The following is a 24,271-nucleotide window of genomic DNA, read 5'->3' as shown; positions in this document are numbered from 1 at the left end:
TAATGAATTATTACCTATTAATTAATATTTGTTCGTTAAGATAGTTTTTTAACCCTCCTTCTCTGGAATTCTGAGATATTTTTCCGATATTATAATTAACGGATATGAAAAACAACAGACTTGGATTATTGCTGAATTTGGTACTGGCATCCTTTAGCTTCTATATTCTTCTTGATTCTTTGGATAAGGAGATATGGCGGATAATCTGCGCCGGGACTGGCTTTATGGTCTTTGCTACCTTGACCATTCTCCTCATCAGGCAGAATAGGCAACTAAAAAACACATAATCCAAGCCAAGGATACTAAACTACAAAAGCCCTGAACTCAAGTTTGAATTCAGGGCTTTTTTAGTTTATGGAGAATCGATTAGTTCAGGTCCTTTAAGATTTCCTGCACCGCTCTTTCCAATTGCGGGTCTTTATCTGCAACGCGATCCGCTACGGTATTCTTGATGGCGATATCTGGAGCGACACCGGTCAGTTCCAGATCCTGTCCGTCCAGGGTATAACATCCCCACGACGGCAAGCGGTAGAACGAACCATCGACCAAACCCTTACCTGAGGTAAAGATGATCCATCTATAGGTTTCCGTACCGATGATCTTACCCAACTTGAGCGCTTTGAAACCTGCCGCAGTCATTTCCGCATCCGAAAGGGACTGTTCATTGATCAATAGCACGATTGGCTTTCCTGCTGGAGCAAAATTGCTCTGCGGAGATAGCTTACCCCCACGATATTGCCATTTTAGGTAAGGTCGTTGGGAAAGGAACCTAAGTACCTCATCATGCACATTACCACCGGTATTATAGCGCAAGTCAAGGATAACAGCATCCTTGTTGTTCTCCTGCTCTGCCATATCGATCAAGAAGGATTGTAGTTCACCCCCGCTCATGTTCTTCATGTGCGAATAGGCAATCCTATTCTTGCTCAACTGATCGACCTTGTTACGGTTCCCTTTGATCCACTCATCATACAATAGGTCCTTGAAAGCAGCATTGCTCTGCGGACGGATATTGATGATCTCTTCCTTACCGCCACGGTTTACGGTCAATTGGACTTCATTGGCAAGTGACGGCCAGGTAAAATAGGAGTCGCGGTCACGTGTTTTATCGATCTTGTTTCCATTCACCGCAACCAGGACATCCCCAACCTTCAGGTTGACATCTTTCTTGGAAGCAGGACCCTTGGCAACGATATGCGCGATCTTATAGGGATCTTTCGCGTCATAAGTGACCCCGAGTTCATTCGTGATGAAATTATATTGCTTCCGCTCGTCGGTTCCAAAGGTACTGAAGCCCATGTGTGAGGAGTTCAATTCGCCCAGCATATCGTTCAGCAAGATCCGAAGGTCCATACGGTTGTTGATGCCCGAAAGGTAGTTTCCATATTTCTTTTTCATCCCTTCCCAGTCTATGCCATGGAATTTCTCGTCATAGTAGTTCTCTTCCACATTGGCCCAGGTTTCATAGAACATCTGCTTGAATTCCTTGTCAAGATCACGGTTGAACTTGAAATTGATATCTACATTTTCAAGCTTGTTCTGGTCAATATTGTATTTCTGTATGTTACCATTGCTGATGGCAAAGAATTTACCATCCACTTCCTGCAGGGCTTGCAGACCACCGTCCAGTACCTTTTCGGTCTTGCTGTTGGTAAAAGGTTCAAAGGTAATGCGGTAAGTTGCCCATTTGCCCTCATGGTTGGATTGGTAGAATAGGTATGTTTTATCCCCTTTTGCAAACAATATAGGGTTGTATTGGGTGCCAGCCTGCGGACTGACTTGGGTTATCCGGTCAGAAAGGCCTTGTACGTCAATGCTTACGATAACCTTTTTATCATCTTTCTTATCCTCCTTTGCGGCTGGTTTTGCTTTGCTGTCCTTGCTTTTCTTGTCGTTTTTGGTCGCTGTGCTATCTTTCTTTACCGTATCCTTATCGGTTTCCTTGAACATTTCGTCGAATTTGCTGATGCGGTACGGTTCATCATAATTCTCAAGGGCCATCCGGTAGAGGCTGGCATTTTCCATTCCCGTTGGATAGGAAGGCTTGGTGCGGTTGCTGGAGAAGTAGATATATTTACCATCAGGCGACCATGCCGGTGAAGCTTCCGTTACTCCGGTGTTCGTTAGGTTCAGCGTTTTCTTATCTGCGAGATTGTACACGAATATATCCTGTTCAAAATTGCGGATGGCCGTAAAGAGCACATATTTTCCGTCAGGAGAGAAAGACGGGGAAGAGTTCTGGAAGGCCCAGATCTCGTCCTTGACGATGGTTTCACTCTTTAGGGACACTAGGTCCAATAAACGGACTTCATCGCGTCCACTCAGGTAAACCGCCTTGGTATTATCTTTATTGAAGTTGATATCACGGTTGTTCCTGTTGTCCTGGGTCAGTTGCTTGGCTTCGCCTTTCCCATCTGCCGAGCGGGAGTACCAATTGAGATAGCCGTTCAGGGTCTGGTTGTAGACCAAGGTTTTATTGTCCTTCAGCCACATGACCTCAGAGATCCGTTCGCCTTGGCTAGGCATCTGACGGATAAACTTGCCATCCACATCCGAGACAAACAGTTCGCCCCTCGACACAAAGGCCATTTTCTTACCGTCAGGAGAGACATCAAAATTGCTGATATTGCTCTTGACATCAAACTCCTTGGACTTGCCCAATACCTGGTTACGGCTCAGGCTAATGGCAGGTTGTGTGGTTTTCTTGCTGGCCACGTCATAGACGAAGAGCTGATATCCTTTCTCAAAGACTACCGCAGCACCATTCGCAGCAACCTGCGGGCTACGGATAGACTCAGGAAACTGGGTCAGGCCTTGTTTTTGCCCATTGTTTATGCTGTATAGATTGTATTCGTCATTACCTTCATCGGAGGCAAAGAAGATCGTGCCTTTGCTGTCCACGGTTGGCCAAAGGTCCTTGCCTTCATAGGTCGTGTATTCCTTATAGGCTTTGGTTTTAGGGTTGTAACCCTTGATATCGGGGTTAAATGCGCCTTTATATCGTTTTCTATTGGCCGCACTATAGCTTTCCCAAGAGTCGGTAAAAAGCAATTCACCGCTTGGTGTCTCCACCATATTATGGATATAGTTGAAGAAATGTGGGAAGATACGCTCTGCGGTACCACCATCCTTGCTTACCTTATAGCTGCTGAGGCGGTTCTCGCGTCCAGAAGTAAAGTACACCTGTTTACTGTCCCAGCTCCAGGAATCGACCTCATCGCTAGCTTCATGGAAGGTAATCTGTTTGATGTTTCCACCGGCCATCGGCATGATGTAGACGTCCATATTTCCATTTTGGTTGGAAGAGAATGCCAGCCATTGCCCATCTGGAGAGATCCTTGGCATGACTTCATTGCCCTCCATTGCCGTTAGGCGCAGAGCCGGTCCGCCAGCTGTTGCTACTTTCCATAGATCGCCCTCAAAACTGAAGACTATGGTTTGGGCATCGGGACTGAGCGTAGGATTGGACAAAAAGGTCGGTTGGACCTGAGCCTTCAATTGCATGGATCCCCCTAACAACAAGGCTAGTGACAGTAGTGTTTTATTCATAAATTGGGTCAATATTGAATTGATTCAAAACAAATGTACAATTCAATTTCAGTATTATTAAAACCTGAACTTGGAATTTGCGGATTTCAACGAAACCATCAGAAGGCACGGAATAAAAACTGGATATAACGGCAAGATTAATAAATAGTTAGAATTGTGTATTTTTTACACTTATCTATACTACTTATCTGAAAAATGTGCTACTTTTGTTACAAATTTATCAACGATGACATCATTAGGTGAGGCAGGCAACCATGTCTCTCAATCCATGAAAAGCAGGATCCGGTGGGCGGTAGCCTTATTTTACTTTGGTCAAGGTTTGGGCTTTGCGAGTTGGGCAAGCCGTATCCCGACCATCAAAACGGCTTTAGGACTATCCGAAGCCCAGTTGGGAACCATCTTATTGATGTTACCGATTGGCCAGTTGTTGACCATGCCTATTTCGGCAGCCTTGGTCAACAAATACGGTAGCCATAAAATATTGCCTTGGGCGGCATTCCTCTATGCTTTGGTATTGTTGTTCATCGCTTTTTCAACTAACGCCTGGTTTTTGGGTGCTGCACTTTTCCTTTTTGGGGTAACGGGCAACATCTGTAATATCTCCGTCAATACCCAAGGCGTATTGGCCGAGGAGCTTTACGGAAGGTCCATTATGTCTTCTTTCCATGGGGCATGGTCCTTGGCGGGATTCACAGGTGCCTTGATCGGTTTGTTGACCTTGAACTTCAATATCAACACCTATGGCCATTTCATCGGGGTTATCATCCTTTTGACTATCAATATTCTGTTGAACAAGCAGTTTTTGGTTCCGGAAGTCAGTACCGAGAAGAAGGAAAAAGAAAAGACCAAGTTTAAACCTGATGCATTGATCGTACAGCTGGGTATCATAGGTTTCTTCAGTATGGCAACGGAAGGCGCCATGTTTGATTGGAGCGGTGTGTACTTCAGTGATGTTGTGCATGCCCCCGAGAACTTAGTGATATTGGGATATGCCTCCTTTATGATCATGATGGCCACCGGCCGTTTTATCGGAGATGCCATCATCAGCAAAATTGGTAGGCAAAGGACCCTACAGATCAGTGGAATCCTGATGTTTGTGGGGATGTTGTCTTCTGTAGTCTTCCCGAACCTTTGGGTCTGTACACTGGCCTTTATGCTGGTCGGATTAGGCGTAGCCTGCAATGTGCCTACGGTTTACAGCGTAACTGGAAAGCATAAGACCATTCCTGCCGGCGTGGCCTTGGCCATGGTTTCCAGTATCTCCTATCTCGGGTTCTTAATGGGTCCTCCCTTGATCGGATATGTGGCCGAGATATTTAATCTACGATATTCATTTGCCCTGTTTTCCATGTTCGGCTTCTTGATGTTCATCATGACCAGCCGACTGAAAATCTTTAGGGAGCAATAAAGGCTTAAGGCTTTACGGCCTTAAGCTTGTCCAATTCTTTTCCTGAAATCTTTAATATGGTGCCATGCCTCAGCCCTTTTGGCAACTCCAATTGATCGCTGATATCGGTCCAGGTCCTGAGGTCCTTTGATTTGATCAGGCCAAAATGATTGTCCATGTACCGGTCGAAATAAATATAATATTCCCCGTTTATTTTGGCTACGGTAGGTCCTTCGGCCCAATAATCTCCGGTGATCTTCTCGCTGGCATCGCTATAAGGTCCCTCTAAACTATCTGCAAAAGCAAGTTTTAGGTTTTTCTCGGCTTTAGGTTCGCGGGTTTCATCCTTGATGACCATCATCCAGTTGTTTCCATTTTTCAGGATTGTGGCATCGATCGAGTTGAAGCCTGGATCATAGAGCAGCATGGTTTCCGAGAATGTCTTGAAATCCTTTGTCAGGGTATAGTACATCCGATGGTTATAGCCATTATCCGCCTCTACCTGTGTTTCGGGAAACTCTCCGGTAATGGTGGAAGCCCAATAGATCATGTACTGTTTGCTTTCAGGATCATAGGTTATTTCAGGCGCCCAGGAATTCCTGGTATTCTCTTCATGTTCCATCACGGGAATATATTGCTGCTCAGACCAATTGATCAAGTCTTTTGAGCTGGCATGTCCAATCCCTTTCTGGGTCCAGCTAACGGTCCAGACCATGTGATAGAGCCCATCGCCACCCTTTATGATACAAGGGTCGCGCATCAACTTATCGGGGCTCAGTTTCGGTGTGAGAAAAGAGGCATCGTTTTTTAAGGGGTTCCATTTCAGGCCATCCTCACTGTACGCGAGGTGAAGCCCATCTTCTCCATTCCCCTTAAAATAAGAAAATACATAGGCTGAGTCCTGCTGGGCCGAAGCCGTCAATGCAAAACATAGTGTTGCCAAAAAGGAAATTAGTTTATTGTACATGGTTTAGGTTTTGTGATATCTCAAATATAATCAAAATAGGGATTTCCACAAGGTTTAAACCCTGCATGGAGGAAATATCGCTCCACTCGTGACCAATTAATTTTTGTCATGAATAGAAAAATTTCAATATATTTAAGAACCAGGCTTTGCTATATAAAGAGTAATTGCAAGCTGCAGGATTCACATTTAACCGCATCTACCCCATGGAAAAATACCTGAAAAAGATAGTCGAAGAGAAGGATACGATCAAGAAAATTAATTTATCTGAGAAATGGCTGGAAGATGTTCCAGAGGTGCTAAAGGAATGCAAGTTGGTTGAGGAGATTAAACTGACCGGAAACAATATCTACGAAATACCTGATTGGCTATTTCAGCTTCCCCATTTAAAGAAACTGGATATTTCCCTGAACGACATGGAGACCTTGCCGGCCAATATTACAAAGGCGCAGCACCTGGAATTCCTTGCTTTCGATTCACCGATCAAGAAGGCCTTGCCGAAAGAACTCGCCCAATTGAAAAAGCTCAAGAAATTGGTTATCCATGAACAGATCTATGGTTTTCCGGATGAGTTCTTTGAGCTTACTTCCCTAGAGGAGATCGAATTTTATACACCAAAGATAACCAGTATCCCCGACAGCTTTTCGAAGTTTGTGAACTTAAAATCCTTTACATTGACGCAACTCCTGTTTGAAGGAAAGGCTAAGCCAATTGATTTTGAAGCTGTAGTTGAGGTCCTTTCTACCCTTCCAAAACTGGAGAACTTGAGCTTTTCACTAAGTGGAATGTTGAGCATTCCTGAAAATATCAATAAACTACAAGGACTAAAGGAATTGAACTTAAGTGGAAATGGCATTAAGGTCCTTCCTAAAGCGCTTTTTGAGTTGAATGGCTTAAGGCTGTTGGATCTAGGCCAGAACGGAATCAAGACCATCCCAGCCGATATAAAAAACCTGAACCAGCTAAGGACCCTTAAAATAAATTCGAATTTCAATCCTCCGATCGATCTCCAAAACCTATTCAATAGCGTCAAGGAGCTCACTAATCTACAGGACCTGCAGCTATGGAGCTGCCAGACAACTATTAAGCTTCCTGAAAACATTGCCGAATGGACTTCCTTAAGAGAGCTGGATATTGACAACAACAAGGTTAAAAACCTTCCAGCGTCCATGCAGCAGATGACCTGGCTGAAAAAGTTACGCATCAGTACCAATCCTATTCCGGAGGAGGAGAAAGAGAAACTTGTTAAAGCTTTGAAAGGCACAAAGGTGATTGTGTAGTGAGGGGGTGGTGGGTTTTGAACCAGGATTTTGTCATCCTGGACCGAAGGTGCAGGAACCGTACGCCAATGGAATCACTTATAGTCATAATAATATCTAAAAAGTAAGGTTATTGAAAATCCATATTTATTAAACAAACATCGTTTTTTCGCTAATTCTACCATATTCAACCATCCAACAACTGCGTACAGTTCTTCTATCTTCGATAGAGAATGACAATCTCTTTTTAAAAAAACAGCGTACAGATTCCTCACTAATCGTTCAGAATCGAAATGTAGCTCTTAAGGGTTACACCGTCAATTCAATATTCACTATGGTTCCTTCTTCTGGCATGACATCATAATCCAAGCTTCCTTTCATGATGTCGACACGGTTCTGAATATTGTTGAGGCCCATTCCATTGGAGGCTTTCGCTCTTGAAAGGTCGAATCCTTTGCCATTATCTTCGACGGTGATCAAGATCTGCTCATCATTCTGTATGCATTGGACCAGGATATGGTTGGCATCTGCATGGCGAAGGGCATTGCTCAGAAGCTCTTGGATAATGCGATAGATATTGACCTGATAATGCTGGTTTAAATTGGGGTCTAAGCCTTCGGTTTGCAGCTCTATTTCGGTCCTGCTGCTGGAAAGGGCACTGCAGAGATCCCTTAAGGCAACATCCAGCCCACTTCGCAGGAGATTGGAGGGCATCATATTGTGAGCAATTCGACGCAGTTCGATAATGGATCGGTCCAGCTGATCGACGGAACTGTCTATTTCAGGTTCCTGGAAGTTGTTCTGCACGGCAGATAGTTTCATCTTGATGCCAGAGAGTGCACCTCCAAGGCCATCATGCAGGTCCTGGGCGATCCTTTGCCGTTCCTTGTCCTCCCCTTCCAAAAAGGCTTTTGTCACTTGCAGTTCCCTTTGCTGTTCCAATTCCTTGAACTTAAATTCATTGGCCCGTTTCTGGTTTTTCAGGATATTGTTCAGGTATAGGAAGGCCAACAAGAGTACCGCAGCTCCGACTGCAAGGAGCAGCACCCAAAGCCTCTGGTTCTTCTGTACCAGCTCGGCAGCCTGTTTCTCTGCCTGTAACTGGGAAATCTGCTTGGCTTTTTCTGCTGACTGATATTTGTTTTCCATATCCAGCATATCCTTTTTGTAATCTGCGGCATGCAAGCTATCATTTACCGTGATGTATTTTTGGGACCATTCATAGGCCTCCTTCATGTTTCCGGTATTGGCATAGGTCTCGGCCAAAAGGTTGGCATAGGAATTACGGTCACTAGGCAGCAGGGTTGTACTTTTCAGCAGGTCCTGCATCACATCGATAGCTTCCGCATTCCTGCCTATCTTACGCAATAGGTTGAACTTGGCAAATTTCGAACGGTTGATGTAGAAGTTCTCAGGACCGGAGCCTTGAAAAGCGATGGCCTTGTCAAAGCTGTTGATCGCCTGTACATATTTACCCATCTTTTCATAATAAACCCCTTCGGGAAAATAATAGAACAGGAAAACATTAGATTCAGGATAGTCCTTCAATACTGCATAAGCGGCATCCAAATAGGCTTTGCTGGAATGCAGGTCATTCAGGTATAGGTTGTTTTCAGCTAGTAAGATGGTTACTTCCAGTATGCCTTCCAACTTCGTGATCTCACTTTCGGCAGGAGCTTCCTTGAAGAGTGCAAGTGCATTTTTGAGGTAGTCATTTCCCCGAACCCGCTCAGTCGCGTTTAAAAGACTGGTGGCCACGAATTTATTGGCATTGGCAATGCTGAACTTATCTTTGGATTCCTTGGCATAGGGAAGCGCATGGTTAATGTAAGACTCTAGACCGCCTTTCTCATTCCCTTTTAGCTGGCTGAGGACGCCACGCATTATCCATAGTCCACTCAAGGTCTTCTTGGCTTCTGGATCTTGTATGTCTTTAAGCAGGCTATCACTACGGTTAAGGTTGTTTTCTATCTTGCTCATGTCCTCCAGACCGATACCATACAGGGCTTCGTTGTAACTGGCTATCCCTTCCAAGAGGTTATTCCCTTGGGCATACTTTACCCCCTGTTCCAGACGCTGCTTGGCCAGGTCCATGTTCCTATACTTCTTGTACATATAGGATAACCGGAAAGCCGTCATCGCTTTGGCACTATCCGTCTGGGCGTCCAGGAGTCTCTTTTCCAATGTTTTCAGGTATTCATGATCTTCATCAATTCGGATAACCAATTGTGAAAAAGCAGATAGGGTCAGGCAGCATAATAGGCAAAGGGAAATAATATACTTCATAGTCAAGGTTGAAAAATCAGCTAGTGTAGTTAATTGTTATCAACTAAATTATTGAAATTAAGGGAAATGTACAAAATAATTGAATCGAAGGAAATTTTATTCCAAAGGATTTATTATCAATTAATTGATAATCAAGCTTGCCTATTAAAGGATGTCTAAAATATCGGTCTTGCTGAGTGAGCTGAAGAAGGCGTTTTCTGATTGTATCAAATCTTGGGCAAGCTGGCTTTTCCGTTTCTGAAGCTTCAGGATCTTTTCCTCGATGGTATTAGAACAGATCAGTCGAACGGCCACCACATGTTTGGTCTGCCCAATCCTATAGGAGCGGTCGATAGCCTGATTTTCAGCTGCAGGATTCCACCAAGGGTCAATAAGGTAGACATAATCAGCTTCAGTAAGGTTCAAGCCCACCCCGCCGGCCTTTAGACTGATCAGAAAGACACGGACATCCTCATTGTTCTGGAAGTTATGGACCCTCTTGCCCCTATCCTTGCTCTGCCCCGTCAAGTATTCAAAGGGGATATTCCTTTTTTCCAATTCGGGCTTGATGATATCCAGCATTTCTACAAATTGCGAAAAGACCAAGATCTTGTGCTCCTTGGACTTGTTTTCAATCTGCTCCAATAGGATTTCAACCTTTACGGCATTTTCTGCGGAGTGCCCCTTTTTCAATAACACGGGAGAATTGCAGATCTGCCTCAGCTTGGTAAGCCCTGTAAGGACATGCATGCTGTTTTTCTTGATATCTTCATCCTCATTGGCCGATATAAATTCGCGCAGTTCTGTCTCATAAGCCTCATAGATCTTCCGCTGTTCCTCGTTCATTTCACAATAGATGAGCATTTCTGTCTTCTCCGGAAGCTCCTTGGCCACCTGCTTCTTTGTCCGCCGAAGGATAAATGGCTTCACCTTTTCCTGCAGCTCTATCGCCCTTTTGGTATACTGGAATTGGTCGATAGGAATAGCATAGGTGTCCTTGAAGAATTGTTTGCTGCCCAATAAGCCTGGGCTAGCAAAGGAGAGCTGCCCATAGAGATCAAATGTATTGTTCTCGATCGGGGTTCCTGTCAGCACGATCCTGTTCCTTGCCTGCAACAGCCGGGCTGCCTTATATCTTTCAGAATTCGGATTCTTGATTGCCTGGGATTCATCCAGGAATATGTAATTGAATCTGAAGGTCTTCAGGAACCTGATATCGGAAAGCAACATCCCGTAGGTCGTGAGGACCACATCATGGTTTTCAAATTGGTCGACATCCTTTACCCGGTCTGGTCCATAATGCTTTATTACTTGCAGCGAGGGTGCAAATTTTGATATTTCATCCTCCCAATTGAAAAGAAGTGAAGTAGGAACCACAATCAGGTTGGTTTTTTGACCATGCTTTTCTTTTTGGGAAAGGATAAAGGCCAGGATCTGTATGGTTTTTCCCAATCCCATATCATCTGCCAAGCAACCTCCAAAGTTGTAGCTGTCAAGGAAATTGAGCCAGTTAAGGCCCTCTTGTTGGTATTCCCTTAGTTCGGCCTTCAGGTCTTTCGGGGTTGGGACCGGTATGATCTTCAGTTCAGATGAAAAGTCGCTTTTTAACAATTCGATTTCATGCTGCACTTCCTTGCCCATGATCTCTTTGTCAAACAGATCGGAAACCTCAGAGTAGTTAATCTTCGGAATGCTAATCATTTCCTGGTCTATTTCTCCGATCTGGAAGAAGGCTGCAATTCGCTCGATCCATTCCTCAGGGAGCAATCCCAGACTGCCATCATCAAGCTGTACATACTTTCCCTTGTTGCGTATGGTCCGATGGATCTGCCTCAAGGCTGCCTGTTGGTTTCCAAATCCGACCTTCAGCTTGGCATTGAACCAGTCCAAGCCACTGATAACCTCTATCGAGATTTTGGCTTTATGCGCATTGATCCTGTTGTTCTTGATTTCACTGAAGCCTAATATGGAAATATCCTCCTCACGCCATTCATCAAAGACTTCAATAAACCAATCGTCATCCAAGAACTTATCTTTATGCAGATAGAAATAATTCCTTTCCACGACCTGGCTTTCGAAATCCGGATGCTTTTCCATAATGCTGGAAACTAATTTATCCTCTTCAACATAATCCCTTTCGAGCTGAAATACATTGCCGTTTTGATCGGTATCAAAAAGCTGCTTTTTTGAGGTTGTAGGCACTTCTATTTCCCCATATTTCATGACTGGCACTATGGAAATGTAATTGCCGTCCTGTTCGAGATAGATGAGCTTCTGTTGCTCATAGCTCTTCTCTTTCAGCTGTGCAGGGGTCGCTTGCTTGATGTAGCTGTAATTGACCTGCAGGATGTGCTCTAATGGCGAAAGGATATCCTGGAAGAACTCCTCATACTTGTTGGCATGTAAGATCAGGATTTCATTATTGGCCTTGAAAAACTTGATGACCCGCAATAGGTCTGGATTATCGATAAAATAGAGGGTCTTGCGATAATAAAGCAGATAATCGTTGCGGATGTTCAGCTCTTTGAATCCTAATATGCTATCCTTGAACAGCAATTCTCCTGTAATTTCATAGAAAGGCTCTTTTTTAAGGACCGTTAGCCTGATTTCAGCTTGCAGCTGTTCTAACTTTACTAAGGCTAGGGATTTGGGAGAAAGTGATTCGGATACCTTGCTGTCATGGATGTAAAAGTCTAAACCCAAAGGGTTCTTTATGATCTGCTTTAAGGGTTCGGCATCCAGATCAAGTTCGTCATCATTGTATTTATTCTGAAAGCTATGGATCGCCGTATAAAACTTCAGTAGCTCCGGCTCATTGGTCTTCCAAACCTGGGCCATGGGATCCATCGCCTCGATAGGGTTTTTAATCTTCCCGGCCTTAGTCTGATCGGCTTTCATCAATTGAAAGTTCAATTGATTGTAATACCGGTGTTTGTCAATCAGGATAAAGGGTTTCTTTGTTAAAATATCCTGAGCGGTTGTTTTTAGTTTGGCTTGTTTTGGACTTAGTCCCTTTGCCATGGCCTGTTTGTCATAGGGCAACAAACCTTGGATCTTAGGCTCTACCGACAGTTTTCCATCCACATAGTGCAGATCAAAGTAGCGATCTAGAGCGGGCTCATTATCTAAACCATAAGGCTTTGCATATTGTTTCAATGTTTTTTCCCGAAGTTCGGCATCAAAGAAAACCCGGTACTCTTCCTTTTCCAAGATGGCATGTATGACCTCGCCCTGATGTTCGCACATTTTCTTGGAATAGTTTCCACAGGAACAACTTGTTACAATTCGATCCTGCAACTGAAGCACCGATACATTAGGGTAAACAAGGCCTGGAACAGCCTTTGTAAAGACCCCGCAGTTTAACTCTATGCTGACGGGATATATGTTCCTGTAATCCTTACTGTCCATAAAGCCTGCCCGCTCGACATGCTTGAGCATTTCAAATACGGAAAGCTTGCTGAAATTGTAGGCTGGAAGAATATGTTCTTTATCTATTCCCATGGAAGTGGATTGAATGCAGGAGTAAGAATACGAAAATTTGATCTTTTTGAGATTGCTTTGTTGATATTAATTGCCAAAAGATTCAACAAAATTAAAAATCTATAGAATAATAACATTTGTTTTAATTCATGGATTAATTTTATTTATATTGTGTTTAAAATGAGTAGCTTAAACCACAGACCAAATCCTGCTAAGACTTTCAATGTAGTCTTTGGATTATCCTATGGTACCATCTTCTTATTATTGATGGCCATCGGCCTTCCGATCCTAATCCATTCGCAACAAGGCGATTGGAAATACGATTTAGATAAATCTTCCGCAACCGCTTTCTTTTATTTAGGATTGGGCCTACTCCTCTGGTTTACCGTAATCTACCTGTTTTTTAAGAGATCCCTTTCCAACCTTTTAAAAGCTAAAAGAGATAATAAAGACCTAATAAAAGAGGGTAAAAGAATTAAGGGCAAAATAGTCGAACAAAGGATCTTGCAGCAAACTGCCGATGGAGAAAGCAAAATGATTAAGATCTCCTTTGTGAACCTAGTAAAATCAGAGTTGACATTTAGTTTACCGTTTGTTGATACCAAGCCTGAAATGAACCGCTACCAAGTAGGAAAAGATATTGGGTTGATGGTCAGCACAGATCCAAAAAAACCAAGGATAATGTTGGAAGATGGAAAGGTAAAAATCGACAAAAGCATGTTGATCTATGCTTACTCCGTCCTTGCGGTATTGATATTGACTCCCATAGGGCTATTGATTTATGGAATGCTCTATGAGAGCCAAGGCGCAGGATGGCGCTATCTGTCCTTTGGGCACCCCTTTATTCTCTCGCCTTTTCTGGCATTGATATATCTCGGGGTTTTCTCTATTTTCAATTCTTTTTTGCCAAAATCCAATAAATCGGATCGTTTACTTCTCTATGGGAAGCCCGCTGTCGCAACCATAGTGGCGACTCAAGAAACGAACCTTTCAGTCAATGAAAGGCCTCAAATAATGGTTACAATAGAGTTTCAGGACAAAGGGAAAACCATTGTAGCTTCTTTTAAGAAGTTGTACGGCATCCTGGAAATTTCCGGAATTGCTGTTGGGAACCAAATAAATATATTATACGATGCGGAAGACCCGCAATCCATTGAAGTTGTCGATTAATCTATGAAAAGGACTTTTTATCATATTATATCCTGCATTGCAATCCTTGCATTGTTTTCTTCCTGTCAGCAGATCAAGAAAAGTTTTGAGGACACTATGAAACCTCGCCAACAAAAGGAAGCAAGCGACCATTCCATGGAAAGGACAAGCAGTTCTTCCTCGGTAACAATTGATGTCACAGACCCTGACGAAAAAAAGGAGCAAAGCGTATATGCAAGTGCTGAAGAATTGGACAAGATTCAGGCAGAACTGATGAACCTGCCGAAGTTCAAAGGTAAAAAGATCATGATGCACCAGGACCTATATTTCTTTGATTTCCAAGGTGGCCGAATCAGCATCAAGATACAAGACCCCGATAAGCCCGAAAACATTGACACCTACACCTACTCAAAGGGGATGTGGTTGGATCCTACTCCTGTAAAGGTTTCAGGAAACTTAAAGATGGTCGATCTTTTGTACCCATTGGATAAAGTTAAGTTTTCTACCGTAAAGAAAATCCACGATATCCTGATTGAAGAAGGCAAGGATATTGAGGGCGGCACCCCTTCAGACCATGTTTATTTTGTTCACATGAAGGTGGCCAATATAGATGTGACCCATTGGTATTCTTCCATCACTGGTCCTAGAAAAGATGTTTATCTCTACTTTGACGTGGATGGTAATTTGACTGAGAGAAGGTAGAAGGCCTTTTCTCTTACTGCACCCCCATATAATAGGATCATTGCTTAAGCTTAGGCCCTTCCTTCATTAAACTGGAATAGGAAAGGCTGAAAGCAGATAGACTTTGATACCCTACTTTATAGGCAATCTCCGTCAGGGTATATTTTCTGGTATCGAGAAGTTCGATACTTTTTAATATCCGCACTAACTGTAAATATTTCTGTAATGTAATTCCCGTCTCCTTCTTAAATATTCTTTGAAGAGTCCTGACCGATAGGTTTGCCATTTCCGCCAAGGCTTGGATATCAAAACTGAACTTATAGTTGCTATTGATGTGATTACATAGCGGGATCAACCTTTCATCAGAAGGGACTGGGATTTCTAAGGCCATACTCTCTTCACAAAAGTTAGGCAGGCTGTATAACAAAGCTTTCAAAAAGAGCTTTTGCTCCATGTCGATATCAAGTACCCTATTCCATTTTGATGCATATAGCAACATTTCCTTTAACACTGCTGGAGCTGGAAAAACATGGGTCCTCCTGAAAAAGTCCCCTTTTGGAACCTCCCTAAATAGAACCGACATCAAATTCACCGAACTTGACTCCGTAGTTGTTTTATGAGGTTTTGCGCTGGGAATCCAGATGATATGGTTTTGGGGAACTAAATAGATCTTCTTGTCAATATGGAAATACTGATAGCCCTCAGTCACATAGTTTAACTGAAAACTGAGGTGCTGATGCTCTTTATCATCATGTTTCCATTGCGCATCATACCATACATAGGTATCAGCACTGATATTATCTACGTATTCCCCGATCTTTTTATCCGGATGAGCTAGGTTTTTCATGTCGTTGTATATGTAGTAAATGGCAAAGTTAATAAAAACGACAAGCTTATCTTTGTGGCCAAGATCAGATACAAGTAAAATCATGGACGAAAAAATGCAACAAAATCATACGACAAGGAATACATGGTTGGGAATATTGCTCATCATTTGGGTAGGCAGCAACCTTAGATCGCCTATAACGGCTGTAGGTCCCATCTTGGATGAAATCAAATCGGCAATGGATCTGGATAATATTCAGGCCAGCTTTCTGACCTCCATTCCGCTCATCGTATTTGCATCTTGTTCAATTTTGGTGAGCAAAGCCACTGAAAAACTAAATATCCGGCATGGCCTGATCTACTCCTTAGTGATCTTGATTTTAGGATTGTATTTAAGGGTGGCGGGGAATATCACAACCCTGTATTTGGGCTCAGTTTTAATAGGTTTAGGAATATGCGTGGGTAATGTTTTGACTCCTGCCTATATCAAGAATGAGTTCCCTGCAAAGATCGGGCTAATGACTGGTATCTTTTCGGTTTCCATGAACTTGGTGGCAGCCCTGGCATCAGGCTTAAGTATTTCCATCGGAGAGTGGACCGGTGCCGGCTGGAAAGGATCCCTGTCGGTCTGGATAATTGTCGCGGTCATAGCTTTATTGATTGTATTTGCAGAGTTATTTTGGGGCAATAAACCAGTAAACCGGCAAGTAAATGCTTCAGAAAACATAAAATTCAATATATTCCGTTCCAAACAAGCTTGGAACATCAGCCTCTTTATGGGACTGCAATCATTAGTTTATTATTGCCTGGTCGCTTTTCTACCGACCGTACTGATGGAATATGGAATGAGCAAATCCGCTGCAGGCTGGGTGTTTTCTATCCTTCAGTTGGCGATGCTGCCCGTTATGCTCATCAGTCCAATTGTTGCCAGTAAGATGAAAGATCCTAAATCGATGATCTATTTAATCGGAGTTCTCTACTCTGCCGGTATACTCATGCTGTTGTTATTGAAGGATCAATACATCTATTTTACGGCCATACTTTTAGGAATAGCAGGTGGTCTGGCATTTAGTTTAGCTATTTTGTTCCTGTCCTCAAGGAGCAAAACCATGGTCGGCACCATAAAGATTTCAGGGAAGGCACAGTCTATTGGCTACCTGATTGCAGCTTTTGGCCCACCCTTATTTGGCAAATTGCACGATTATGCTTTATCCTGGTCCTATTCATTTTATTTCCTGTTATTGGTGATTGTACTGATGACGGTATTTGGCAGAAGGTCAGCAAGGCCAAGGTTTGTAGAAGAGCATTAAGCTGGAAAGCAAAAAAGCAACTCATTGAGTTGCTTTTTTTGTAGCCCCGAGCAGAATCGAACTGCTATCAAATGTTTAGGAAACATCTATTCTATCCGTTGAACTACAGGGCCGTGCTGCAAAACTAATATTTTATGGACTTAGAGCAAATTTTATTTTCAACTCCTTATGTTTAGGTCTATTAAAAATATACTTAACAGTCAAACCTACCCTTCTGCCCATCAAAATATTTCTCTCTGCCCAGCCAATCAAATAATCCCCTGACAATCAAAAAGAAGACCATTTGTGATATAAATCATTCTTATATGTGATACTGGTTTTAAATAGATAAAACCGATAGTTAATAAGTATTATCGATTATTTTTAGGCGTTAAAAAGTGTATCTTTGTACTACAAAAAAGAAAAGAAAATTATTATGAGTTTTACAGGTAAAAATTTCCCGAACATTACAGTAGATGCAATTGACTATTTAGGCGACAACTTCACTTTGAATTTGTTTGAAAAAGCACAACAAGAGAACAAGAAGATCTTATTATTTTGGTATCCAAAAGACTTCACTTTCGTTTGTCCTACAGAGTTACATGCATTCCAAGAGGCTGTTGCTGAATTCGAGAAAAGAAACACTATCGTAATCGGTGCATCATGTGACTCTGCAGAGGTTCACTTTGCATGGTTGAACACTGCAAAAGACAACGGCGGTATCGAAGGTGTTGAATACCCGATCATTGCTGATACTAACCGCAACCTATCTAGCGTATTAGGTATCTTAGAAATGAAAGAGGTTGAACACCCTGAATACGGAACTCTAGTTGAAGGTTCTGCGGTATCTTACCGTGCTACTTACTTGATCGACGAGACTGGTAAAGTATTCCACGAATCAGTAAATGATATGCCTTTAGGCCGTAATGTAAAAGAATACATCCGTTTGATCGATGCTTATACGCACGTTCAGAAACACGGTGAAGTGTGCCCAGCAAACTGGGAAGAAGGTAAAGAAGCGATGAACGCTACACGTGATGGCGTTGCTTCATACTTGTCACACAATTAATATTCCCCCATACTGAAAGAGGAGGGGCAACCTCCTCTTTTTATTTCAGATCAACTCTTAAATCAAAAATCATGTTAGAAGAATTAAGCTCAGACAATCTACAAGAGGTCATCGACAGCAATGATACGGTGATGGTACAATATGCTGCTTCTTGGTGTGGTAACTGCCGCATTATGAAGCCTAAGTTCAAAAAATTAGCAGGTGAAAACGACAACGTGAAATTTGTAATCGTAGATGCGGAGAAGTTCCCAGAATCAAGGAAACTTGCTAATGTAAACAACCTGCCAACTTTCGCTGCTTTCAAAGGCGGAAAGTTGATCAATCAAGTACAAACAAATAAAATCGAAGGATTAACAGAACTATTAAATGAAGTTACCAATAATTAAACATCTTACGGAATTTATTGCCGAAAACGACGCAGACTTCGTATTGGAAACAATCGAAACCTTGGAATCGTTGACCGAAGTCTCTCAATTGAAAGACGAAGAGCTAGATGTAATTGGTGAATTGATCTCCAATATGTACGGCGCCATCGAGGTCAACAAATTGGTTCAAGAAGGAATGCCACAAAAAGAAGCCCTGAACACCTTTATGAAGCGTGTTTTAGGCTCCATTGACAAGTAATTCGCATAAACAATCATAAGGTCAAGCTATTGACCACATTTTTCTTTTCCACAAAAGCCTGTGCATAACTGTGTTTTTGTGGAAAAGTTTTTTATAAATACCGCAGCTAATCAAATTGATTTATATTACTTTTATATTTATTAAAGGTTAGACCAAAATAAAGCGCATCATCCTGCTAAAAATTAAACCAACGGAATTAATACCATGGTTTAAAGTCGAAGATTTTTAATTGTTGGTAAAAGGAATCAAATTATTTTGATTCCTTTTATTTTTTTACACGAATCTTATTACTTTTAAGGATGATTCACAGATTCTTAGGCCTAATCTTCCTTTTCCTATCATCTTTTTCCGTTGCTTTTGCGCAGCAGAGCAATTCGGCTTCCTTAATTAAGCTCAAGATCGATAAACTCGGAACACTAGGTACCGCGCTTTATTTCGCGGCCCACCCAGATGATGAAAACACCAGGCTCATCGCTTATTTAGCCAATGACCGCAAATATAGAACTGCATATCTTTCCCTGACCCGTGGTGACGGCGGACAAAACTTGCTGGGAACAGAACAAGGCATTGAACTTGGTCTGATCCGTACTCAGGAATTATTGGCTGCCCGCGCTATCGACAAAGGGGAACAATACTTCAGTGCGGCCTATGATTTTGGCTTTTCCAAAACGCATGAAGAAACCTTCAGCTTCTGGAAAAAGGAGGATATCCTCCGTGAAGCAGTCTATATGATCCGTAAGCTCCAACCGGATGTGATCATCAACCGCTTTCCACCAGATAGCCGTGGAGGCCATGGACACCACCAGGCTTCTGCCATCCTGGCCAAGGAGGCCTACGAAGCAGCAGCAGATCCCAATCGCTTTCCCGAACAGCTGAAAGAACTGAAACCATGGAAAGCCAAGCGTATTGTCTGGAATACCGCCAATTTTGGAGGCATGAACAATACCTCGGATGAGCAACTGAAAGTCGTACTGAATGACTACAACCCTTTATTGGGCTATTCATATGGTGAAATATCTGCCATGAGCAGATCCCAGCACAAAAGCCAAGGTTTCGGTGCTGCCTCCAACCGAGGCAAAACAACCGAGTATTTTGACCATGTCGAAGGCGAAAAAGCAACAAAAGACCTATTTGAAGGTATCAATACAAGTTGGGAGCGCCTAGGCGAACCTGTGAAGAACATCGAAACCAAGATCCAATCTATACAGAACGCTTTCAACATCAACCATCCTGAAAAATCCATCCAGGAACTGGTAGCACTGCATCAATTGGTTAAAGCATTGAAGCCTTCGGTATATAGAGATCAGAAAATCAAGGATATCGAGGATATTATCCTATCCTGTGCCGGCATAGTTGCAGAATCCATTGCCTCCAAGCCGAATTATGTGGTTAACCAAGCATTTTCTGTAAACAATGAAATCATCAAGAGAGCCGCAGATATAGCGGTGAAATTGATTTCCATTGATGGCAAACTGTTGGAAGAAACCCTTCCGGCCAATGAAACCAAAAAATACGCTTCCGAAAAGAAGGTAGACCATTGGACACAGCCCTATTGGTTAGAAAAGCCAAACTCATTAGGCAAGTTTGATATTGAAGACCAGAATTTTGGAAACCCTGAAAACACAAATAATCCGCAGACTAAGTTTGTGATCGAGGTTGATGGCCTGGCCATAACCGTTGATAAGCCCGTGGAATACCGATATGTAGACCCCGTACAAGGCGAAATCTATCAGCCTGTCTCCATATCACCAGCCCTTACCGCGGCGATCAGCTCTTCGCAAGCCCTGCTACAAACGGGTGATAAGAAAACCATTAGTTTAACCATCAGCAACAACAGTGAGCAGCCCCAAAAGGCGGAATTAAGCTTTAAACAATCTGACGGCTTAAATATTGTCCCTAACAAGGCCTCCATAGACATCCCTGAACATGGTCTGGTCGTTAAGACATTCGAGATATCTAATCCCAAAAATACCGATAGCAGTGAAATCCAGCCCCTACTCAATGGTGAGCCAATCTATGGTTTCAAAAAAATTGCCTACCAGCATATACCAGATATCACCTGGTTTCCGGCCATCAACCTAAAGGTTAAAGCATTGGAAATTAACAATCCTTTGAAAAAAATTGGCTATATTCATGGTGCGGGGGATTTGGTTCCCCTAGCATTGGAAAACATAGGCATTCAGGTCGACCTATTGAACAGCGATCTGCTTGCCAGCACTAACTTAAAACAATACGATGCTATCATAGTGGGAATTAGGGCCTATAACGTTAGTCCGAATGCCAATCAATGGTTGCCGATCCTATTGGATTATGCAGAACAGGGCGGGACGGTCTTGGCGCAATATAATGTGAATTCCAGGATGAGTACCAATAAACTGGGTCCCTATCCATTTGAAATCAATCGCGAAAGGGTAACCGAAGAGGATGCAAAAGTGACCTTTACAGATCCAAATGACCCTATCCTGAATTATCCCAACAAAATTACAGACAAGGATTTTGAAGGTTGGGTACAGGAAAGAGGTCTTTATTTTGCAACCAATATATCCCCTGAATACCGCGCTCCGTTGAGTATGGCAGACAAAAACGAGGAGCAAAACAAGGGGTCCCTATTGGTAGCGAATTATGGAAAAGGGAAGTTTGTCTATGCGCCTTTGGCTTTTTTCAGACAATTGCCGGCAGGAGTTCCCGGAGCTACTAGATTATTTGTAAATTTGCTGGCTAAGAACGAAAAAAATTAATAAATATAATGGAAAATCAAATCGAAAACTCTAACGAAATCAACGTAAAAGGCATCATCTTATTAGTAGGTACTATCTTAGGTGCACTTACTGCTTGGGTTGCAAGTGGTACATTTTTATCCTTAATTGCTGGACTTATCGGTGGTTTTATTTTTGCAATCATCTTCATTTCCGCTTTATTGCCACAAAAATCGCATGACAGATAAAGGACTACCGCCATTCGTACGAAGCTGGAGACAATTCTATTGGATTATTGTCATCTGGTTAGTCGTTTGCATAGTTCTAATGTATATTTTTACTAGATATTTTGGATGAGTAGTATCGATTGGATAGTACTCATCCTTACCTTGCTTTCCATAGTGGTCTATGGGATTTACAAAAGCAAGAACGTCAAAACCATTGACGGCTATATCCTCAGTGACCGTTCCTTACCTTGGTACACCGTAGGACTCTCCGTAATGGCAACCCAGGCCAGTGCCATTACCTTCCTCTCCGCCCCTGGACTCGCTTACTCTTCAGGAATGAGCTTCGCCCAGTTCTACTTTGGACTGCCTTTGGCCATGATTGTCCTCTGTATCACCTTCGTCCCGATCTTCCATAAACTCAAGGTCTATACGGCCTACGAATTCTTGGAAAAAAGGTTTGACATCAAGACCCGTGTCCTGACCGCATCCCTTTTCCTTATCCAGAGAGGGATCTCTACGGGTATCACCATCTTTGCACCGGCCATTATCCTCTCGACCATTCTGAATATCGACCTGGTGATGACGACCATCGGCATCGGCACTTTAGTGGTTATATACACGGTATACGGCGGTACAAAAGCGGTATCATACACTCAGCTCTTACAGATGTCCATCATATTCGCCGGCCTGCTATTGGCGGGAGTCTTGGTGGTCCATCTTCTACCTGAGGACATAGGCTTTAAAGAAGCCCTACACATTGCCGGAAAGTCCGGAAAAGCAAATGCCATTGACTTTACGTTTGACCTGGATAATCAATATACCGTCTGGACCGGATTGATCGGTGGTTTCTTCTTGCAGCTATCCTATTTCGGAACTGATCAGAGCCAGGTAGGGCGCTATTTGACAGGTTCATCGGTAAAAGAAAGCAGATTGGGATTGTTGATGAATGGATTGCTTAAAGTGCCTATGCAGTTCTGCATCCTCTTGATTGGTATCTTGGTATTTGCCTATTATCAGTACCATACCCCACCCCTATTCTTTAACGAGCAAGTCATTGAGAAACTGGAAAACAGTTCCCATAAACAGGAGTATGAGGATATCAAGCAAAGACATGAACAGTTAAGCCAGGAAAAAACCGTTTATATCAATCAGCTGACCAGCGCATTGAAGGAAGAGCAGGATGATAAAATCGACGATGCAAGGACCAACCTGCAGCAATTCAATGAGAAAGACCAGGGATTGAGGGCCGAATTGCTGGACCTGATCAAGAAGAACGATCCAAATGCGGATACCAATGACACGAACTATATCTTTCTAAGGTTTGTAACCGATACATTCCCTAAAGGCTTGATAGGCCTCTTGATCGCCATTATCTTTTTGGCCTCTATGGGAGCAACGGCCAGTGCCATCAATTCACTTTCTTCAACAACGGTAATCGATATCTATAGACGCTTCGTAAAACGGGATGCCAATGATGCCCATTATTTAAAGGCTTCACGTATCAGCACCTTATTCTGGGGGATTTTTACCATTGGGATAGCCCTTTACTCCAGTCAATTGGGAAACCTCTTGGAAGCCGTAAATATTTTAGGCTCCCTTTTCTATGGAACCATTCTCGGAATATTCCTAGTGGCGTTTTATATCAAAAGAATCGGTGGAAAAGCTGTTTTTTGGTCGGCGGTAATCACCGAGGTTATCGTTATAGGGATCTGGCAGATGAATATTGTCGCCTTTCTGTGGTTGAATTTGATCGGATGTGTACTACTGATCCTCATTGGACTTATCCTGCAGTACTTCATGGGCGGTACTCCGAAAAAGGATATCGAAGCTGTCCAGGCTTAATGCCGTAAACCAGCAATTATCATTTAATAAATCTTCTAATAATACTTTCGGTAAAGATCATATAAGATCCCTCGGTCCCGATCATTCAAGATCGGCGAAAGATCAGATTTCACGAACTTTCGTTTAAAGGACTTAATGGCCGCATCTTGGTTGGTCAGGTCATAACCCATGAGCTTAAGGGCATCGATGGGATTAAAGTTGGAAGGTGGAGCCATTAAATAATTAGGATTGTACCAAATTCCAAATCCTCGTTCGGCCAAAAGCTGCCAAGGGAAGAATACATTCGGGTCATCTTTTCTTCCTGGCGCGAAATCAGCATGTCCTATGAAGTTTTTTTGAGGAATACTATATTTCGTCTTGAGGGTATCCAATAAGACCAACAGGGAGTTTATTTGGGCGTCTGGAAAAGGTTCAGAGCCATTGTTGTCAAGTTCAATACCAATAGACACCGAATTCATGTCCGTAATGCTCCCCCATTTGCCTCGACCGGCATGCCAACCACGCAAATAATCATTCAACATCTGCACCACGCGACCATCACGACCGATCACATAATGGCTGCTGACCTTGGTATGTGCCAGCTGAAAGGTACGTATCGTTTGGGCCAGATTGGCTTGGGAAGTATGATGGATCATCACAAAAGAGGGTTTCCGGACGTCAAAATGGATGGCGTTTGCAAAGTCATACTGTTTACTGGTCCCTTGCAAAAACATGTTCCATGCTTGCTGTTCCGGTGTCAATTCCGAATTAACCGAAAGCGCAGGCGCTACTTTAGCCTGTTCAATGACCTCAGCAGGCTTGTTCAGGGTATCCAGCTTCGGCGCTGAGTTCTCAACGATTACCGAAGGAGTAATTACAGCTGTATTTGATTGCAAAACCTTCGACTTCTTGGCCGTAGAACAACCAACCAAGAACATTACCCCACACAACGCAGCAATCAGTCTCACTGAAATTTTAATCATCTA

18 protein-coding genes and 1 tRNA gene are annotated in these 24,271 nt (G+C 42.8%); 12 read left to right on the top strand and 7 right to left on the bottom strand.

Annotated elements, in window-relative coordinates; genetic code table 11:
• Positions 1 to 104: 104 nt before the first annotated feature.
• Complete coding sequence (locus RT138_RS12890; RefSeq protein WP_185212709.1) at positions 105 to 287, top strand: hypothetical protein; 183 nt, start codon at positions 105 to 107, stop codon at positions 285 to 287.
• A gap of 79 nt (positions 288 to 366) precedes the next feature.
• Here RT138_RS12890 and RT138_RS12885 read toward each other — a convergent pair whose 3' ends face one another.
• Complete coding sequence (locus RT138_RS12885) at positions 367 to 3,549, bottom strand: S41 family peptidase (protein ID WP_313191015.1); 3,183 nt, start codon at positions 3,547 to 3,549, stop codon at positions 367 to 369.
• 226 nt (positions 3,550 to 3,775) lie between these two features.
• On the opposite strand from RT138_RS12885, the gene RT138_RS12880 reads away from it, so the two are divergent.
• Positions 3,776 to 4,957 carry an MFS transporter gene (locus RT138_RS12880; RefSeq protein ID WP_313191014.1) on the top strand — a complete coding sequence of 394 codons (1,182 nt, stop codon included), beginning with the start codon at positions 3,776 to 3,778 and terminating at the stop codon, positions 4,955 to 4,957.
• A 4-nt stretch (positions 4,958 to 4,961) separates the two neighbouring features.
• Here RT138_RS12880 and RT138_RS12875 read toward each other — a convergent pair whose 3' ends face one another.
• Positions 4,962 to 5,903, bottom strand: coding sequence for a glycoside hydrolase family 43 protein (locus tag RT138_RS12875; RefSeq protein WP_313191013.1), 942 nt, complete (start codon positions 5,901 to 5,903; stop codon positions 4,962 to 4,964).
• Between the two features lie 203 nt (positions 5,904 to 6,106).
• Here RT138_RS12875 and RT138_RS12870 point away from each other — a divergent pair, with 203 nt between their 5' ends.
• Entirely contained in the window at positions 6,107 to 7,180 is a 1,074-nt protein-coding gene (locus RT138_RS12870; protein WP_313191012.1) for a leucine-rich repeat domain-containing protein, read from the top strand.
• Between the two features lie 288 nt (positions 7,181 to 7,468).
• Here the strand turns inward: RT138_RS12870 and RT138_RS12865 are convergent, their stop codons facing one another.
• Both RT138_RS12865 and RT138_RS12860 read right to left on the bottom strand, forming a co-directional pair.
• Positions 7,469 to 9,445 carry an ATP-binding protein gene (locus tag RT138_RS12865; protein ID WP_313191011.1) on the bottom strand — a complete coding sequence of 659 codons (1,977 nt, stop codon included), beginning with the start codon at positions 9,443 to 9,445 and terminating at the stop codon, positions 7,469 to 7,471.
• A gap of 144 nt (positions 9,446 to 9,589) precedes the next feature.
• Positions 9,590 to 12,925, bottom strand: coding sequence for an SNF2-related protein (locus RT138_RS12860; RefSeq protein ID WP_313191010.1), 3,336 nt, complete (start codon positions 12,923 to 12,925; stop codon positions 9,590 to 9,592).
• Positions 12,926 to 13,084: 159 nt separating this feature from the next.
• Here RT138_RS12860 and RT138_RS12855 point away from each other — a divergent pair, with 159 nt between their 5' ends.
• Both RT138_RS12855 and RT138_RS12850 read left to right on the top strand, forming a co-directional pair.
• On the top strand, positions 13,085 to 14,074 hold the full coding sequence (locus RT138_RS12855) for a hypothetical protein (RefSeq protein WP_313191009.1): 990 nt from the start codon (positions 13,085 to 13,087) through the stop codon (positions 14,072 to 14,074).
• A gap of 3 nt (positions 14,075 to 14,077) precedes the next feature.
• On the top strand, positions 14,078 to 14,755 hold the full coding sequence (locus RT138_RS12850; RefSeq protein WP_313191008.1) for a hypothetical protein: 678 nt from the start codon (positions 14,078 to 14,080) through the stop codon (positions 14,753 to 14,755).
• A gap of 37 nt (positions 14,756 to 14,792) precedes the next feature.
• Here RT138_RS12850 and RT138_RS12845 read toward each other — a convergent pair whose 3' ends face one another.
• Positions 14,793 to 15,581: an AraC family transcriptional regulator gene (locus tag RT138_RS12845; RefSeq protein ID WP_313191007.1), complete on the bottom strand. Its 789-nt coding sequence runs from the start codon at positions 15,579 to 15,581 to the stop codon at positions 14,793 to 14,795.
• 82 nt (positions 15,582 to 15,663) lie between these two features.
• Between RT138_RS12845 and RT138_RS12840 the strand changes: the two genes are divergently transcribed.
• Positions 15,664 to 16,869 (top strand): MFS transporter, encoded by a 1,206-nt coding sequence (locus tag RT138_RS12840; RefSeq protein ID WP_313191006.1) that lies wholly within the window; start codon positions 15,664 to 15,666, stop codon positions 16,867 to 16,869.
• A 41-nt stretch (positions 16,870 to 16,910) separates the two neighbouring features.
• On the opposite strand, the gene RT138_RS12835 is transcribed toward RT138_RS12840, so the two are convergent.
• Positions 16,911 to 16,982, bottom strand: a tRNA-Arg gene (locus RT138_RS12835).
• A 302-nt stretch (positions 16,983 to 17,284) separates the two neighbouring features.
• Between RT138_RS12835 and RT138_RS12830 the strand changes: the two genes are divergently transcribed.
• The 6 genes from RT138_RS12830 (at position 17,285) to RT138_RS12805 (ending at position 23,306) form a co-directional block, all read left to right on the top strand.
• The gene (locus tag RT138_RS12830; RefSeq protein WP_185218618.1) at positions 17,285 to 17,917 is read left to right on the top strand and encodes a peroxiredoxin; all 633 of its coding nucleotides are present in this window, start codon (positions 17,285 to 17,287) and stop codon (positions 17,915 to 17,917) included.
• 71 nt (positions 17,918 to 17,988) lie between these two features.
• On the top strand, positions 17,989 to 18,303 hold the full coding sequence (locus RT138_RS12825) for a co-chaperone YbbN (protein WP_185212720.1): 315 nt from the start codon (positions 17,989 to 17,991) through the stop codon (positions 18,301 to 18,303).
• Positions 18,284 to 18,541 (top strand): DUF6952 family protein, encoded by a 258-nt coding sequence (locus RT138_RS12820; RefSeq protein ID WP_099369797.1) that lies wholly within the window; start codon positions 18,284 to 18,286, stop codon positions 18,539 to 18,541. The genes RT138_RS12825 and RT138_RS12820 overlap by 20 nt, the downstream gene beginning before the upstream one ends.
• A 299-nt stretch (positions 18,542 to 18,840) precedes the next feature.
• Complete coding sequence (locus RT138_RS12815) at positions 18,841 to 21,279, top strand: PIG-L family deacetylase (protein ID WP_313191005.1); 2,439 nt, start codon at positions 18,841 to 18,843, stop codon at positions 21,277 to 21,279.
• Positions 21,280 to 21,287: 8 nt separating this feature from the next.
• Positions 21,288 to 21,485, top strand: a complete 198-nt coding sequence (locus RT138_RS12810) for a hypothetical protein (RefSeq protein WP_185212722.1) — start codon at positions 21,288 to 21,290, stop codon at positions 21,483 to 21,485.
• Positions 21,486 to 21,590: 105 nt separating this feature from the next.
• Complete coding sequence (locus tag RT138_RS12805) at positions 21,591 to 23,306, top strand: sodium:solute symporter family transporter (protein WP_313191004.1); 1,716 nt, start codon at positions 21,591 to 21,593, stop codon at positions 23,304 to 23,306.
• Positions 23,307 to 23,341: 35 nt separating this feature from the next.
• On the opposite strand, the gene RT138_RS12800 is transcribed toward RT138_RS12805, so the two are convergent.
• Positions 23,342 to 24,268, bottom strand: coding sequence for an N-acetylmuramoyl-L-alanine amidase (locus tag RT138_RS12800; protein ID WP_313191003.1), 927 nt, complete (start codon positions 24,266 to 24,268; stop codon positions 23,342 to 23,344).
• Between the last annotated feature and the right edge of the window lie 3 nt (positions 24,269 to 24,271).

This window comes from Sphingobacterium sp., assembly GCF_032065005.1.
Classification (GTDB): Bacteria; Bacteroidota; Bacteroidia; order Sphingobacteriales; family Sphingobacteriaceae; genus Sphingobacterium.
This window is presented reverse-complemented; position numbering and strand designations above follow the sequence as displayed.